The 15,460-nt window shown below is 45.0% G+C and carries 16 protein-coding genes and 1 riboswitch; of the genes, 14 read left to right on the plus strand and 2 right to left on the minus strand.

The features are described from left to right. Positions 1-297: 297 nt before the first annotated feature. Positions 298-825 carry a DUF2529 family protein gene (locus AS030_RS16145; protein ID WP_061973435.1) on the minus strand — a complete coding sequence of 176 codons (528 nt, stop codon included), beginning with the start codon at positions 823-825 and terminating at the stop codon, positions 298-300. 148 nt (positions 826-973) lie between these two features. On the opposite strand from AS030_RS16145, the gene AS030_RS16150 reads away from it, so the two are divergent. The 9 genes from AS030_RS16150 (at position 974) to AS030_RS16190 (ending at position 9,463) form a co-directional block, all read left to right on the plus strand. After that, positions 974-1,342: a response regulator gene (locus tag AS030_RS16150; protein ID WP_061973438.1), complete on the plus strand. Its 369-nt coding sequence runs from the start codon at positions 974-976 to the stop codon at positions 1,340-1,342. Positions 1,343-1,550: 208 nt separating this feature from the next. Further along, on the plus strand, positions 1,551-2,414 hold the full coding sequence (gene fba, locus AS030_RS16155) for a class II fructose-1,6-bisphosphate aldolase (RefSeq protein WP_061973441.1): 864 nt from the start codon (positions 1,551-1,553) through the stop codon (positions 2,412-2,414). Between the two features lie 202 nt (positions 2,415-2,616). Next, entirely contained in the window at positions 2,617-3,267 is a 651-nt protein-coding gene (gene fsa, locus AS030_RS16160; protein WP_061973444.1) for a fructose-6-phosphate aldolase, read from the plus strand. 155 nt (positions 3,268-3,422) lie between these two features. Continuing rightward, the gene (locus AS030_RS16165; protein WP_061973446.1) at positions 3,423-4,715 is read left to right on the plus strand and encodes a UDP-N-acetylglucosamine 1-carboxyvinyltransferase; all 1,293 of its coding nucleotides are present in this window, start codon (positions 3,423-3,425) and stop codon (positions 4,713-4,715) included. Between the two features lie 478 nt (positions 4,716-5,193). After that, on the plus strand, positions 5,194-6,162 hold the full coding sequence (gene glpX, locus AS030_RS16170; RefSeq protein WP_061973448.1) for a class II fructose-bisphosphatase: 969 nt from the start codon (positions 5,194-5,196) through the stop codon (positions 6,160-6,162). A 305-nt stretch (positions 6,163-6,467) separates the two neighbouring features. Next, entirely contained in the window at positions 6,468-7,757 is a 1,290-nt protein-coding gene (gene rho / locus AS030_RS16175) for a transcription termination factor Rho (protein WP_061973450.1), read from the plus strand. A gap of 112 nt (positions 7,758-7,869) precedes the next feature. Further along, a complete protein-coding gene (locus tag AS030_RS16180; protein WP_061973452.1) occupies positions 7,870-8,115 on the plus strand; it encodes a type B 50S ribosomal protein L31 in 246 nt (81 codons plus the stop codon). A 151-nt stretch (positions 8,116-8,266) separates the two neighbouring features. Next, positions 8,267-8,884, plus strand: coding sequence for a thymidine kinase (locus AS030_RS16185; protein WP_061973454.1), 618 nt, complete (start codon positions 8,267-8,269; stop codon positions 8,882-8,884). 123 nt (positions 8,885-9,007) lie between these two features. Further along, the gene (locus tag AS030_RS16190) at positions 9,008-9,463 is read left to right on the plus strand and encodes a hypothetical protein (protein WP_061973456.1); all 456 of its coding nucleotides are present in this window, start codon (positions 9,008-9,010) and stop codon (positions 9,461-9,463) included. An 88-nt stretch (positions 9,464-9,551) separates the two neighbouring features. Here AS030_RS16190 and AS030_RS16195 read toward each other — a convergent pair whose 3' ends face one another. Then, positions 9,552-10,886: an FAD-dependent oxidoreductase gene (locus AS030_RS16195; RefSeq protein ID WP_061973458.1), complete on the minus strand. Its 1,335-nt coding sequence runs from the start codon at positions 10,884-10,886 to the stop codon at positions 9,552-9,554. A gap of 174 nt (positions 10,887-11,060) precedes the next feature. On the opposite strand from AS030_RS16195, the gene AS030_RS16200 reads away from it, so the two are divergent. The 5 genes from AS030_RS16200 to AS030_RS16220 all read left to right on the plus strand — a co-directional run bounded on the left by AS030_RS16200 (position 11,061) and on the right by AS030_RS16220 (position 15,441). After that, positions 11,061-11,390, plus strand: coding sequence for a hypothetical protein (locus AS030_RS16200; protein WP_061973460.1), 330 nt, complete (start codon positions 11,061-11,063; stop codon positions 11,388-11,390). A 60-nt stretch (positions 11,391-11,450) separates the two neighbouring features. Further along, the gene (locus AS030_RS16205; RefSeq protein WP_061973462.1) at positions 11,451-12,101 is read left to right on the plus strand and encodes an MOSC domain-containing protein; all 651 of its coding nucleotides are present in this window, start codon (positions 11,451-11,453) and stop codon (positions 12,099-12,101) included. 113 nt (positions 12,102-12,214) lie between these two features. Then, positions 12,215-13,288 (plus strand): peptide chain release factor 1, encoded by a 1,074-nt coding sequence (gene prfA / locus AS030_RS16210; protein ID WP_061973464.1) that lies wholly within the window; start codon positions 12,215-12,217, stop codon positions 13,286-13,288. A 1-nt stretch (position 13,289) separates the two neighbouring features. Next, entirely contained in the window at positions 13,290-14,168 is an 879-nt protein-coding gene (prmC, locus tag AS030_RS16215) for a peptide chain release factor N(5)-glutamine methyltransferase (RefSeq protein ID WP_061973466.1), read from the plus strand. Positions 14,169-14,210: 42 nt separating this feature from the next. Then, positions 14,211-14,306, plus strand: a riboswitch (SAM riboswitch). 82 nt (positions 14,307-14,388) lie between these two features. After that, positions 14,389-15,441: an LLM class flavin-dependent oxidoreductase gene (locus tag AS030_RS16220; protein ID WP_061973468.1), complete on the plus strand. Its 1,053-nt coding sequence runs from the start codon at positions 14,389-14,391 to the stop codon at positions 15,439-15,441. The last annotated feature ends 19 nt before the right edge of the window (positions 15,442-15,460 follow it).

Here is a 15,460-nt window from a genome sequence, read left to right on the forward strand (position 1 = left end):
TTCGGAGCCGGGGGTTTTTTATCTGTTGATCAGCCCGTTGGCCCTTTGGAGGTAAGCTGCAGTTTTTTGAGAGGGGAAACTGCAGTGGGTAAAGGGCCACGTGCTTCGGTTGTGCCAACCTGCTTGGTGAATCCTGTTGCAGGCACGAGTTTCGGTGGAGTTTGTATGAGGTTATGACTTATGAGGAAACAAAGGTGCCATAAACAAAAGGGCTGGGGAAGTTTAGGACCTTAGTCCCACCTCTATTCAAAATTTCGCGAATAAGCGACAATATCCTTCAAAGTTTTTAAAATTTTTTTATTCATACTCCTCCAATATTTCTTTTGCAGTCAAACAGATCACATGGTAAGCAAAAAGGCCTGCCATGGCAGAGGGAATGCCGGAACGTCCGCCATTTTCAAAAGGAACGAGTCCGCCTCTCAAATGTAAAGGAATATAGGAATCCCATTCCTCTTCTTGGGGTGCTCCCTCTTTTTTTCGGGTGGCAAGAAGGATGACAGGAGTTTCTGTCTGGTCTTTCACTTTACGTATAAGACCAAGCAGTCCCTCATCTTCCCGAAAGCCTGTTGCTGCAATGACAATATCTGTACTTGTCAACTCAGGAATATCCGTATCTGATAGCTCTTTGGCAGCAGGAAAAGCTTCAGCTCCGTTCAATCCTTCAGCAGCGATTGCTTTCATCTCATCTTTTGTCGCAAAATAAACGGTACCCCGGGTGATTAGGGTCTGGGCAAGTAAACGCGCTGCATCTTCAATCGCATACTCGCTTTCTTGCTGTATTTTTGTGAATATACCATTAAGCTGGGTCGAAAATATTTTTTGCATAAAATCTCCTTTTTACAGGTTTTTGTATGAATGTAGTATATCTCATTCATTTTTTTATTTCACTTCAAGCAGCAGGAATTTGGCAAACCTTGCCGAATAAGGTTTAGAATAAGAATGTTGAACGAAAAATAAGGCAGAGGTGAGCAGGTTGGGTAAAATACTAATTGTTGATGACCAGTACGGGATTCGAATTCTTCTTAATGAAATTTTTCAAAAGGAAGGGTATCAGACATTTCAGGCAGCAAATGGCGTGCAAGCTTTGGCGATCGTTCATAAAGAAAGTCCTGATCTCGTGATTTTGGATATGAAAATTCCGGGAATGGATGGGTTGGAAATTCTTCGCAGAGTTAAAAAGCTGGATGCTTCCATACAAGTCATCATCATGACAGCATACGGTGAGCTGGACATGATCCATGAAGCGATCAAGCTTGGGGCAATTACTCACTTTGCAAAGCCGTTTGACATTGATGAGATCCGGGCAGCTGTAAGGAAAGAATTACCAATTAATGCTGGGTAATACAAAATTCGTTTAAACATTGACATATCGGCAATGGTAGCGCTTGCACGCAAAAAGCCTGATTTATTGCGGTTTTCAAGCGCTATTGGTATGCTATAATGGATTTGAAAATATACTATGCATGTTTAACATATGGCATTTTCGGAAAGTGAACGAAGATGGTTCTTTTCCGTTTTTTTGTGCCAAAAGCAAAGGGAGGACATGAAAGATGCCTTTAGTTTCAATGAAGGAAATGCTCGAAAAAGGAAAAGCCGAAGGATATGCAGTCGGTCAATTCAACATCAACAACCTTGAATTTACCCAAGCGATCCTAAAAGCTGCTCAAGAAGAAAACTCTCCAGTTATTCTTGGGGTATCAGAAGGTGCTGCTCGTTACATGGGTGGTTTTAAGCTTGTTGTCAGCATGGTTAAAGCACTCATGGAAGAATATAAAATGACCGTTCCGGTTGCTATCCATCTTGACCATGGTTCCAGCTACCAAAAATGCGCAGAAGCAATTCACGCTGGATTTACTTCTGTCATGATCGACGGATCTCACTTCCCATTGGAAGAAAACATCGAATTAACTAAAAAAGTAGTTGAGCTTGCTCACTTCCACGGCGTATCTGTTGAAGCAGAACTTGGCCGCATCGGCGGACAGGAAGACGACCTTGTGGTGGATGATGCTGAAGCTGCTTATGCTATTCCTTCTGAATGTGACCAGCTTGTTCGTGAGACTGGTGTGGACTGCTTTGCTCCTGCACTTGGAAGTGTACATGGCCCTTACAAAGGGGAACCAAATCTTGGTTTTGACCGCATGAAAGAAGTTAACGAATTGACTGGTGTGCCTCTTGTGCTTCACGGCGGGACAGGCATCCCAACCCATGATATCCAAAAAGCGATTTCTTTGGGAACAGCAAAAATTAATGTAAACACTGAAAACCAAATTGCGTCTTTCAATGCAGTAAAAGAATTTATTGCTGCTAACCCAGACAAATACGATCCTCGTAAATACCTTACTGCAGCCCGTGATGCGATCCAGGAAACAGTTAAAGGTAAAATGCGCGAGTTCGGTTCTTCAAACAAGGCGTAAGTAATATACAGAAGCAAAAAAAGGTATTCGCTTTTTTTGCTGACTGCTATGAAACCGCCTATACATGATAGGCGGTTTCATTTACAATAAAAAGTGTTAAAAGCATTAAATTCGGGTATGAAAGTTGTTGTGTGGAAAAGACTAAAGAAGATTTTAGACTAACGTCTGCCCAACACTTAAATTTTTAGGAGTGAATTAAATCATGAAATTTTTTATTGATACAGCAAATATTGATGAAATCCGGGAAGCACATGACCTTGGTATTTTATCCGGGGTTACAACCAACCCGACACTTGTAGCAAAAGAAGGCGTGGATTTCCACAGCCGAATCAAAGAAATTGCTGAGCTTGTTCCGGGTTCTGTAAGTGCGGAAGTCGTATCCTTAAATGCTGAGGAAATGGTTGCAGAAGGTAAAGAGCTTGCTGCAATTGCTCCAAACGTTACTGTTAAAGTGCCGATGACGACTGAAGGTCTAAAAGCAGTAAAAGCTTTCAGCGACATGAACATCAAAACAAACGTTACATTGATCTTCAACGCAAACCAGGCATTGCTTGCAGCACGAGCTGGAGCAACTTATGTATCACCATTCCTTGGAAGACTCGATGATATTGGTCAGGATGGATTGAAGCTGATTACTGAGATCTCAGAAATCTTCGCGATTCATGAACTTCCGACCCAGATCATCGCTGCATCCGTTCGTCACCCGATCCATGTAACTCAAGCGGCTCTTGGCGGTGCACATATCGCTACAATCCCGCTTAAAGTTATTAAGAGCCTCACTAACCACCCATTAACAGATCAGGGTATAGAGCGTTTCCTTAGCGATTGGGAAGCTGTTAAAAACCGCGGATAGATCTGAATAAGACCTATACAAGCACCACCTTTTGTGGTGCTTGTTTTTGGTTTTTTCCATTAAATGAGATTTAATTAGCATGATATTCCAGTTGTCCGAGAATACTACAACAAAAGACCACCGTCAGATATGCTTGATGGAGAAGGGAGCAGACCATGGAACAAAAGCTTATGATAGAAGGGGGTTATCCCCTAGAAGGAACCGTTCATATCAGCGGAGCCAAAAACAGTGCAGTCGCGTTAATCCCAGCTACCATTCTTGCAGAATCCCAAGTCATCATAGATCAGCTGCCTAATATATCAGATGTTCACTTACTTAGAGCATTGCTTGAAGAAATCGGCGGTGAAGCCGAACTCGATGAGAATAATACATTAACGGTCAATCCGGAAAAAATGATTGCCATGCCATTGCCCAATGGCAAGGTAAAGAAGCTGAGGGCTTCTTATTATTTGATGGGTGCGATGCTGGGCCGGTTTAAAAAAGCGGTTATCGGCCTGCCTGGAGGATGCAACCTGGGGCCAAGACCGATTGACCAGCATATTAAAGGTTTTGAAGCATTGGGCGCAAAAGTGACCAATGAACAAGGAGCCATCTACCTACGTGCAGATGAACTTATTGGAGCACGAATCTATTTAGATGTGGTGAGTGTTGGCGCAACGATTAATATTATGCTGGCGGCTGTAAGGGCCAAAGGACAGACGATTATTGAGAATGCGGCTAAGGAACCGGAAATTATCGATGTGGCCACTCTGCTTACAAGCATGGGAGCCAAAATAAAAGGTGCGGGTACAGATGTAATCCGGATCGATGGTGTCGATCACCTGCATGGCTGCCGCCATTCCATTATTCCGGACCGCATTGAGGCAGGCACTTACATGATCCTGGCTGCAGCAGTCGGCCAGCAGGTTGTTATAGACAATGTCATTCCTCTGCATTTGGAATCATTGATTGCCAAACTTCGCGAAATGGGTATACAGATTGAAACGAAAGACGATCAGGTTCTGATTCATAGCAGTAAAGGGCCGTTGAAAAGTGTCGACATTAAAACGCTGGTCTATCCTGGTTTCCCTACGGATCTTCAACAGCCGTTCACTTCGCTCCTTACTAAGGCTGAAGGAACAAGCCTTGTAACGGATACGATTTATTCTGCACGATTTAAGCATATTGATGAATTGCGAAGAATGGGTGCGAATGTAAAAGTAGAAGGCCGGTCTGCCATTATTAATGGACAAGCCCGTCTTGAGGGAGCGAAGGTAAAAGCCAGCGACCTGAGAGCGGGAGCTGCCCTTGTGGTTGCAGGCCTCATGGCGGAAGGCATCACAGAGGTTTCCGGACTTGAACATATCGACCGCGGTTATGAGTCTCTTGTTGATAAGCTGGTTGGACTCGGTGCGAAAATTTGGCGCGAGAATCTTGATATCGAGGAACTTGAAGAAGTCGAAAAATAAGGGCGGATTTCGGTCGAAATTCCGTCCTGCACTGTTATTTGTCTCAGGCCGTTCAATCTCTAACCGTTCACTTCAGCATTTCTTTGTCCAGCTTCAGTGAACAGAGACTCGGTCATTTCACTCTTTCACGCAACACAAAAAGCGTGTTGATGTTCAAGAGTTCCAATGCCGTTCGTCTCTATCCGTTCACTTCAGCATTTCTTTGTTCAGCTTCAATGGCCAAAAGCTCGATTGTTTCACTCTCTCACAAAATACAAAAAGCGTATTTGTGTTCAAGAGTTCCAACACTTCTTGCTTTTGAGCGGCCATCTCAGCATTTCATTGTCCAGCTTCAGTGAACAGAGACTCGGTCATTTCACTCTTTCACGCAACACAAAAAGCGTGTTGATGTTCAAGAGTTCCAATGCCATTCGTCTCTATCCGTTCACTTCAGCATTTCAAATTACTGTAAGCGTTTAACAAGGGGGATAATTTTACAATGGAACGTAGTTTATCAATGGAACTAGTACGTGTAACAGAAGCTGCTGCACTCGCTTCCGCCCGATGGATGGGACGGGGTGTCAAGGATGAGGCAGATGATGCAGCAACAACAGCCATGCGGGATGTTTTTGATACAGTCCCTATGAAGGGAACGGTTGTTATTGGAGAGGGAGAAATGGATGAAGCTCCAATGCTGTATATCGGTGAAAAACTAGGTACGGGTTATGGACCGCGTGTGGATGTGGCCGTTGACCCACTGGAAGGAACAAACATTGTGGCTTCCGGTACCTGGAATGCGCTGGCTGTTTTGGCTGTAGCAGACCATGGAAACCTGCTGCATGCACCGGATATGTATATGGATAAGATTGCAGTGGGTCCTGAAGCTGTGGGGATGATTGACATCAATGCCCCAACCATCGACAACTTGAGAGCGGTAGCGAAAGCCCGTAATAAGGATGTCGAGGATTTGGTGGCCATCGTTCTAAACCGTCCACGACATGAAAAAGTCATTCAGGAAATCAGAGAAGCGGGAGCAAGGATCAAGCTGATTTCCGACGGCGATGTCGCCGCGGCCATTAATACGGCGTTTGAAGGAACAGGTGTTGATATTTTATTCGGTTCCGGAGGTGCACCTGAAGGAGTTATCGCTGCTGTCGCGCTTAAATGCCTTGGTGGAGAATTGCAAGGCAAATTGCTCCCTCAGGATGAAGCAGAGCTGGAGCGTTGCCGGAAAATGGGGATTACTGACATTGATAAGGTACTCCGCATGGAAGACCTCGTAAAGGGCGATGATGCGATATTTGCTGCAACGGGTGTAACGGACGGGGAGCTTTTAAAAGGCGTCCAGTTTAAAGGAACCGTCGGAACAACACATTCCGTTGTTATGCGTGCAAAATCGGGTACCGTCCGCTTTATTGATGGCAGACACAGTCTCAAAAAGAAACCAGACCTTGTTATAAAACCATAAACATTGCAAAAAACGTCGGCGCTTTTGGAGCCTCTGCACACTAACTTCTATAAAGATGTGCAGAGGAAAGCGTCCGGCATTTTTGCTTTTTGCGGTGTTCTTCTTTATTGGACTTGATTAAAGTCAGTATTTGTGGTTAAAATATGAAGTATTGTATTTATTCATAGATTTTAATTATCCACTTTCGGTTATTACTTCAAAATGTATCCTTCCAACCCTTCATTTCCGTTGCCCTGTTCTTTCAATTAAACGATCAAAAACAGGAAATAAACGATTGAGAAAATAGAATAAAGTGTGGTGTCAAAATGGGTTTAATATTATCTGAATTAGAAACAAAAAAATTAAAAGAACTATATGAATTAGCACGACAATATAAAGTACCGTATTATGGAAAACTGACAAAAAGGGAATTGATGTTTTCCATTCTAAAAGCACAGGCTGAGCAGGATGGCTATTCATTTATGGAAGGGATTCTGGAAGTCATTCCTAACGAGGGATTTGGCTTTTTACGTCCGATCAACTACTCGCCAAGCTCTCAGGATATTTACATTTCTGCTTCCCAGATCCGCCGTTTTGATTTAAGAAACGGGGATAAAGTTTCAGGCAAAGTCCGTCCTCCGAAGGAAAATGAAAGATATTATGGCTTGCTTCAGGTTGAAGCGGTAAATGGTGAGGATCCTGATACAGCTAAGGAACGTGTGCATTTTCCTGCATTGACAGCGCTGTATCCGGAAAAGAAAATGGTGCTTGAAACCGGGCGCACCAATCTTTCAACCCGCATTATGGATATGATTGCCCCTGTTGGCTTCGGTCAGCGTGGATTGATTGTGGCTCCTCCTAAAGCAGGAAAAACAAGCTTGCTGAAAGAGGTTGCGCACAGTGTCTCCACCAATCACCCGGATACAGAACTAATCGTTTTGCTTATTGATGAACGTCCGGAAGAAGTAACCGACATTGAACGTTCCGTTAAGGGAGATGTGGTGAGCTCCACATTTGATGAGGTGCCTGAAAACCACATCAAAGTCGCAGAGCTTGTACTTGATCGCGCTATGCGCCTGGTTGAACATAAAAAAGATGTGGTTATCCTTTTAGATAGTATTACCCGGCTGGCTCGAGCCTACAACCTGGTCATTCCGCCGAGCGGGCGTACGCTGTCCGGAGGTATTGATCCTGCTGCCTTCCACCGTCCAAAACGCTTTTTTGGAGCGGCGCGTAACATCGAGGAAGGTGGCAGTCTGACCATTTTGGCGACAGCGCTGATTGAGACTGGCTCCCGTATGGATGATGTGATTTATGAGGAATTTAAAGGGACAGGCAACATGGAGCTGCATTTGGACAGGAAACTGGCCGAACGCCGTATTTTCCCTGCCATTGATATCCGCCGGTCAGGAACACGAAAAGAAGAAATGCTTATTCAGAAGGATCACCTTGAATCTTTGTGGGCCATCCGCAAGACGATGGATGATTCCTATGACTTCGTAGACACCTTTATGAAGCGTTTACGAAAGACCACCAATAATGAAGAATTTTTCAATATGTTTGAAGCTGAAAAATCAGGCTCGAACAAGCGCGTGAAGTCTTTGTCGAATTCCTGAAGAATATAAGGAAATTGCGGTTGCAAAACAACCAGCACCCTGTTATACTACTGCTATGTGCTTATTTTAACTCTGGATTCACAGGATTCAGGGCAGAAGGAGTTGAGAACGAATGAAGCCAAATTTACATCCTGACTATAAAAAAGTTGTATTTATGGATGCAAGCAGCGGTTACAAGTTCTTGTCCGGCTCTACAATGTCTTCTAACGAAACCATTGAATGGGAAGATGGAAATACTTATCCTGTAATTAAAGTGGATGTTAGTTCCGATACACACCCATTCTACACTGGTCGTCAGAAGTTTACTGATGTTGGCGGACGTGTTGACCGTTTCAAAAAGAAATACAATCTTAAGTAATATGCTGCAAGTTGTAAGGGGCAAGAGAACTTCTTGCTCCTTTTTTTTGTGAATTTATGCGGAATTCCGCTGTTTTTCAGGCATTGCAGGTACGAACGAACGTACATAATATAGAATGTATTCATAAATGAACATGGGAAGGAGAACGAACATGTATGTAATGAAGCATAATGGCTGGGTTGAAGTCATTTGCGGGAGCATGTTTTCGGGGAAATCCGAAGAACTGATTCGCAGGGTCCGCCGGGCGAAATATGGAAAGCTTGAAGTGCAGGTGTTCAAGCCGGTGATTGACAACCGTTACAGTGAAGAGTCGGTGGTTTCCCATAACGGAACAGCTGTTATTGCCAAGCCTGTTGAAAAGTCTGTCGATATCCTGAAAAAGGTTTCTCCTGACACGGAAGTAGTAGCCATTGATGAAATTCAATTCTTTGATGAAGATGTGATTTCAGTTGTTCAGGAATTGGCAGACCATGGCATTCGGGTGATTGTTGCGGGTCTTGACCAGGATTTCAGAGGCGAACCGTTCGGTCCCATGCCCAAGCTAATGGCGCTTGCTGAAACGGTGACAAAGCTTCAGGCGATTTGCATGGTATGCGGATCTCCGGCAAGCCGCACACAACGGCTCATTAATGGGAAGCCTGCTTCTTATGATGATCCCATTATTCTAGTGGGCGCTTCGGAATCGTACGAGCCGCGCTGCCGTCATTGTCATGAAGTGCCGGGAAAGCCTAATACTCTGCTCACCAGCCTTGTTGAGCAGTCTGAATAAAAAGGGGATGGTCCTCTTGAGGTAGTGATTGCAGTGATTGCACCTTCTGGAGAACCATCCTTTTTTTGTCTGTATGTTTTGCAGAATACTCACAAACCCTATTACCTAAGGGAGGTGTTTTCTGTGAAAAAAACGGGAATTTTTATCATTCTATCCGTACTGCTGAGTGCCTGTTCTCCCGTTTCCAAAGATCATTTTGAGCCCACGGCCAATGAATCGAATAAAAACATAAAAGACAACATTTGGGGCCATGGCATCGTCAACTATCATGCCACTAAAAATAATCCCCGATTCAATTACAGTTCGGAAACGAATAAAAACCCGAATGATTATCAAAAAATGAACACGGCCCGTTTTGATATTTCGGATGACCAGGATAAAATTCGCGAGGCTGTGATTAGTAAAACAGGCAGAAATCCACAAATGGTCACAATCAATGGGAACTACGCTCATATTCATGTGAATGTCCCTGCGAGCATGTCATCCCGAAAAAAGGCGAAAATGCGCCGGGATATTGTAACTGCTGTTGAACGGGCAGTGCCACGCTATAAATTTTCTATTAAGATTGACAGCAGATAAAAAGGACATTTAGTGATGGTTGATAATATAAAGTATTACCAATAGAAAAACGGCAAACACATAAGCGCTTGCCCAGCTTTTGCCGTTTTTATTTTTTTGCCCTTCTTGCTGCCTGCTGAATCGGATCCCAGACCCCATTATATGGCGGGGCATAACAAAGATCCAAGTCCTCCAGCTCATGCAGATCCATTCCGTGATAAATGGCAGTTGCCAATACATCGACCCTTTTATCCACCCCGTATTTTCCGATAAACTGTCCGCCAAGTAATCTCTGGTTGTTTGCATCAAATACCAGTTTTACTTGCAGTGGCTCAACTCCGGGAAAATACCCTGCAATATCTTTAGCCTGTGTGGTGACGGTATCGACTGGAAAACGCAGCTTTTCTGCTTCTTTTACAGAGATGCCGGTTTTGCCGAGCGACAGCTCCATGAATTTTATGATGGAAGAGCCAACAATTCCTTTGAACGTTTTCCGTTTTCCCGCCATGTTCAGTCCGGCAATCCGGCCCTGTTTGTTTGCGGTCGTGCCAAGCGGGATGTGGTCGTCGACTTCTTTAATCAGGTGGTAATGGCTTGCGCAGTCTCCCGCTGCATAGATATCTTTTACGTTGGTTTCCATATACCGATTGACGAGGATTGCTCCGCTTTCGTGAAGCCGGACCTCCGTATTCTGAATCATGGAAACGTTGGGTTTAACGCCTGCCGCCACGATTACCATGTCTGTCGGATAGTCGCGTTTGTCTGTTTTAACGAATTGAACGCGGTCATCTCCTTTTAAGCGCTGAACTTCTTCATTCAGGCAAACCTCAATGTTATGCTTTTTTGCTTCTTCCAGAATCAGTTCGGCCATGTCGGGATCAAATATCGAGCCAAGCTGATTTCCCCGTTGAATAATCCTGACTTTTTTGCCGAGAAATTTTAAATTCTCGGCCACTTCCAGGCCGATATAACCACCGCCGATAATGGTCACATCCTGAATAGAAGCGTCCATGTCTTTGATGATCCCTTCAACATCTGGAATGGTCTTTACAACATGAACCCCTGGCAGGTGTCTGCCTTCCCATGGCGGCAAAACAGGGCTGACTCCTGTTGCGATAAGAAGCTTGTCATAGGAGAAGGTAAACTCTTCTTTTGTTTTTGTATGTACGCCATAAATTTTCTTTTCTGTCGGGTCAACGCCAGCCACTTCATGGAAGGTTCTCGCATCCATACCATACTTTTCTCTGAAGGTGGCTACATCACGGGCAACCAGTAATTCCGAAGAGGGTATCAGCCCGCTGATCACATAGGGAAGCCCGCATTGTCCGTAGGAATAAATCCCTCCCTTTTCAAATACTGTGATTCTCGCCTCCGGATCATTCCTGACAATCTGCATGGCCGCACTCATTCCGGCCGCATCTCCGCCAATGATACAATAGTTCATGGGCCATCCCCTTTCTGTTCTGCTATAGTATTCCCTATTGCTTTACTTTAATCTTATACATAAAGGATTTTCTCTATGAATCATGGGGTAACCTCTTTAATCAATTGCATTCGCTCCAGTACCATCAAGAACCTATCGTTCCTGTCGAACATTGATAGTAGAGAGGTGTAGAAAATGTTGGATATTCTATCAAACGGAACAGATTGGAACGAACCTTGTGTTCCAATCACCACACTTATTAAAAAGCTAAACGAAAAGCCTCTGGACCCGATCTATGAATCCATGGGGAATTTTATTGTAAAAGTGAATCCTGTCACGGATACGCAGCAAGATATTCGGCATAAAGGCTGTACCCAGTTCTTTGGTCACTTTGCTACCATACCCTTTGTTTTTAATATCATAACAGATGAAAAAGTTGTGATTGAAGAGCTGACAAAGGCGATCCGCATCAATCAGCAGCGTCTCGATTATGAAGCGCTGAAAAATCATACATCCATGTATTAAAAGGATTTACCAGGCGCATCTCTATAGAGTACGATAAAAGAAAAAACGAGGTGTACATACGTGGAAGGGACCCTGGTCGCATTAAATACCGGAAAAGCAGGCACGATTGAATGGCAGGGGAAAGGGGTAAGCTCAGCTATCAATAAAGAGAAGGTGCAGAAGCCGCTCTATCTGTCCAGACTGAATTTTGAAGGTGATGTTCAGGCGGATACGGTTCATCATGGCGGTCCGGAAAAAGCGGTTTGTGTCTACTCGCATGACCATTACTCGTATTGGGAAAAGGGACTGGGCATTTCTCTTTCAATCCCCACTTTTGGTGAAAACCTTACCGTCAAAGGTCTGACTGAAAATCAGGTGTTCATCGGAGATATCTTTAAGCTCGGAGAGGCAGCTGTCCAGGTTTGTCAGCCCCGTCAGCCGTGTTTTAAAGTTGCGGCGAAACTGAATCAGCCGTTCATGGTGAAGTGGATTCAGGACACCGGATATTCGGGTTATTACATGCGGGTGCTTGAAGAAGGCAGGGTCAATCCTGAGGATAGTCTGGTGCTTCAAGAAAAAAATGCGCGCGGCATTTCTGTCGAGTTTGTAAACAGAATCTTATATCAAGACAAAGAAAATAAAGAAGGAGTGAAACTTCTGTCAGAGCTCGATGAGCTTGCGGAAGGTGTCAGGTCCTCCATGAAGAAGCGATTGCAGTCATTCCCGGGATAAGTGGCACAGCCCGGGTTTTTTGTTTGCCATAAATCGGTGCCTGAAGCCTTTTGACTGCTTCATCCCCCTGTATTATAATTAGAATGTTATGCCATTAAAATGAGGTGAAAAGCGTGTTAGAACGTTTAGAAACGATAGAAGCCCGATACGATAAGCTAAATGAGCTTTTGAGTGACCCTGAGGTCATTAACGATACGAATAAATTAAGAGAATATTCCAAGGAACAATCTTCCCTTCAGGAAACGGTAGCAGTATACCGCGAATATAAGGAAGCAAAGGAAGGCTTGGATGAAGCCAAAGTCATGCTTGAAGACAAGCTGGATGCCGAAATGACGGCCATGGTGAAAGAAGAAATTGCCGAACTTGAAGAAAAAATTGAAGAATACACCCAGCAGCTAAAAATCTTGCTGCTTCCTAAAGACCCGAACGATGACAAAAACGTTATCGTTGAGGTTCGTGGGGCGGCCGGTGGAGACGAGGCTGCGCTGTTTGCTGGGGATCTCTATAAAATGTACAGCCGGTATGCTGAAATGCAGGGCTGGAAAACAGAAGTAATCGAAGCAAGCTATACCGAGCTTGGCGGCTACAAAGAGATCATTTTCATGGTGAATGGGAATGGTGCCTATTCCAAGCTGAAATACGAAAATGGCGCACATCGTGTACAGCGTGTCCCTGCTACGGAATCCGGCGGGCGTATCCATACATCCACAGCCACGGTAGCGATTCTTCCGGAAGCAGAAGAAGTAGAAGTGGAGATTCATGAAAAAGATGTCCGCGTAGATACCTTTACTTCAAGCGGACCGGGGGGACAGTCTGTTAACACGACCCAGTCCGCCGTTCGTCTTACACATATTCCAACAGGAACCGTTGTGTCCTGTCAGGATGAAAAATCACAGATCAAGAATAAAGAAAAAGCGATGAAGGTTCTCCGTGCCCGTGTATACGATAAAATTCAGCAGGAAAAACAAAAGGAATATGATGAAAACCGAAAGTCTGCCGTGGGAACGGGAGACCGTTCAGAGCGAATCCGCACCTACAATTTCCCGCAAAACCGTGTAACCGACCACCGAATCGGACTGACTCTTCAAAAATTGGACCAGATCTTGCTCGGCAAGCTGGATGAGTTTATTGATGCTCTCATTACAGAAGACCAGACCAGCTTGATGAAGGCTCAGACGGAAGCGTAAAATGGAAAATAGGAAACGGCATGAAGCCCTGAACTGGGCTTCATCTTTTTTAAAAGAAAAGAAACGCGAACCAGAAGCGGGAGAACTGCTGCTCCGTCATGTGCTCGGTGATCTCAGCCGGACCGAGCTGCTCATGGGATTGAATGATCCCATGACAGAGGCTCAGCGAGCATCATTTGAAGCAGCGGTAAAACAACATGGTGAAGGTGTGCCTGTCCAGTATATTACGGGCTATGAAGAGTTTTACGGACGCAGGTTCATCGTAAACCGGGAAGTCCTCATTCCAAGGCCCGAAACCGAAGAACTTGTATATGAAGTACTCAAGCGTTCAGAAACACGGTTTGGGGATCAAAAGGAGATTCAGACCATCGATGTTGGCACAGGCAGTGGGGCGATTGCGATCACTTTAGCATTGGAAAATCGGAGCCTCTCTGTGTCCTCGGTTGATATTGCCGCAGAATCGATTGAAGTGGCAAAAGAAAACAGCTGGCGTTTGGGCGCGGACGTCCGTTTCCTTCATGGGGACCTCCTGCAGCCGTGGATCGAAAAAGGCGAAAAGGCGGACATTGTTGTCTCCAATCCCCCTTACATTCCTGACTGGGAAATAGAGGGGCTTGAAACGATCGTGAAGGATCAGGAACCGATGAGGGCGCTCAGCGGCGGCCAGGACGGTTATGTTTTTTACAGAAGGTTTATGGAGGAATTGCCACAAGTGCTGAAGCCAAAAGCGATTGTTGCTTTTGAAGTCGGCCATGACCAGGGCCAGACGGTAGCGGAGATGCTGCGAATTACCTTCCCGGGAGCCGACGTGGTCACTGTGCGGGACATCAGCCAAAAGGAACGCATGGTTATTGCAGAAATTGGGTTTTCAAAATATTGACGAAAGTCCTACTTTTGTTGTAGGATTACTATAATAAAATAAATCTTATCCAGAGTGGTGGAGGGACTGGCCCTATGAAACCCGGCAACCCGTTTGAAGGTGCTAAATCCAGCAGGAACACATCCTGAAAGATAAGATTGAAGCGGCGGAAACTTCTTCTTATCTAAGAAGAAGTTTTTTTGTGTTTTTTTCGTTTTAATAAAGCAGAGGAGAGAAAGAGATGAGATTTGGATTTTGGCTACCCATATTCGGCGGCTGGCTCAGAAACGTGGAAGACGAAAATATGCCTCCGACCTTTGATTATGCAAAACAAGTGATTCAGTCGGCGGAAAAATGGGGATACGATACCACACTGATTGCGGAGCTTTATTTGAATGATATAAAAGGACCGGAACAGGACGCGTTAGAAGCATGGACAACGGCGGCCGGTCTGGCTGCAGTTACAGAAAAGATTGAAATCATGACCGCGGTTCGCCCCGGATTCCATAACCCGGCGGTTACTGCCAAAATGGCTGCCAACATTGATCAGATCAGCGGCGGAAGATTTACCTTGAATGTGGTTTCTGCCTGGTGGGAAGAAGAGGCGAAGCAGTATGGCGGCGTCTTTACCGCACATGATGAGCGCTATGAACGAACACAGGAGTTCATCGATGTCCTAAAAGGCCTTTGGACTGAAGAAACCTTTAATTATAAAGGGAAGTACTATGAACTTGCCAATACAAAACTGTCGCCTAAACCGGTGCAACGGCCTAATCCTGTCCTCTATGCCGGCGGTGAGAGCGAACGTGGAAAACAGGTTATCTCTTCTTCCTGTGATGCCTATGTCATGCATGGGGGCACAGTTGAGGAGATCCATACCAAGATAACAGATATGAAAAACCGTAGAGCCCGGACGGGAAAAGAGGCCTTGTCTTCGTTTGGAATGGCAGCTTACGTCATCTGCAGGGATACCGAGGAAGAAGCACAGGCAGAGCTCGAGCGAATCACGGATGTGAAAGAAACGAGCGGCTATGCAGGCTTTAAGGATTTTACAAGCAAGTCTCAGCTTGAGCAGCAGATTCAGCTGCAGGATTATTCTGTTTCCAACCGGGGTCTGCGCCCGAACCTGATCGGAACGCCTGGGCAAATCGCGAAGCGGATTGTTGAATATGAAGAAGCCGGACTAGGGCTTTTGCTGCTTCAGTTCTCACCACAGCTGGAGGAAATGGAGCGATTTTCAAAGCAAGTTATGCCGTTAGTGGAAAAATACAACCAGGTAAAGGCGTTAAGCTAGAAGAGAAGAGGAGAGATGA

This window comes from Fictibacillus enclensis, assembly GCF_001457035.1.
Taxonomy (GTDB): Bacteria; Bacillota; Bacilli; order Bacillales; family Fictibacillaceae; genus Fictibacillus_C; species Fictibacillus_C enclensis.

What these genes read in the sequence shown, in the direction of transcription:
- AS030_RS16145 (WP_061973435.1), bottom strand. Translation starts at nt 825, where the DNA reads ATGCAAAAAATATTTTCGACCCAGCTTAATGGTATATTCACAAAAATA.
- fba (WP_061973441.1), top strand. Translation starts at nt 1,551, where the DNA reads ATGCCTTTAGTTTCAATGAAGGAAATGCTCGAAAAAGGAAAAGCCGAA.
- fsa (WP_061973444.1), top strand. Translation starts at nt 2,617, where the DNA reads ATGAAATTTTTTATTGATACAGCAAATATTGATGAAATCCGGGAAGCA.
- AS030_RS16165 (WP_061973446.1), top strand. Translation starts at nt 3,423, where the DNA reads ATGGAACAAAAGCTTATGATAGAAGGGGGTTATCCCCTAGAAGGAACC.
- glpX (WP_061973448.1), top strand. Translation starts at nt 5,194, where the DNA reads ATGGAACGTAGTTTATCAATGGAACTAGTACGTGTAACAGAAGCTGCT.
- rho (WP_061973450.1), top strand. Translation starts at nt 6,468, where the DNA reads ATGGGTTTAATATTATCTGAATTAGAAACAAAAAAATTAAAAGAACTA.
- AS030_RS16180 (WP_061973452.1), top strand. Translation starts at nt 7,870, where the DNA reads ATGAAGCCAAATTTACATCCTGACTATAAAAAAGTTGTATTTATGGAT.
- AS030_RS16185 (WP_061973454.1), top strand. Translation starts at nt 8,267, where the DNA reads ATGTATGTAATGAAGCATAATGGCTGGGTTGAAGTCATTTGCGGGAGC.
- AS030_RS16195 (WP_061973458.1), bottom strand. Translation starts at nt 10,886, where the DNA reads ATGAACTATTGTATCATTGGCGGAGATGCGGCCGGAATGAGTGCGGCC.
- AS030_RS16200 (WP_061973460.1), top strand. Translation starts at nt 11,061, where the DNA reads ATGTTGGATATTCTATCAAACGGAACAGATTGGAACGAACCTTGTGTT.
- prmC (WP_061973466.1), top strand. Translation starts at nt 13,290, where the DNA reads ATGGAAAATAGGAAACGGCATGAAGCCCTGAACTGGGCTTCATCTTTT.
- AS030_RS16220 (WP_061973468.1), top strand. Translation starts at nt 14,389, where the DNA reads ATGAGATTTGGATTTTGGCTACCCATATTCGGCGGCTGGCTCAGAAAC.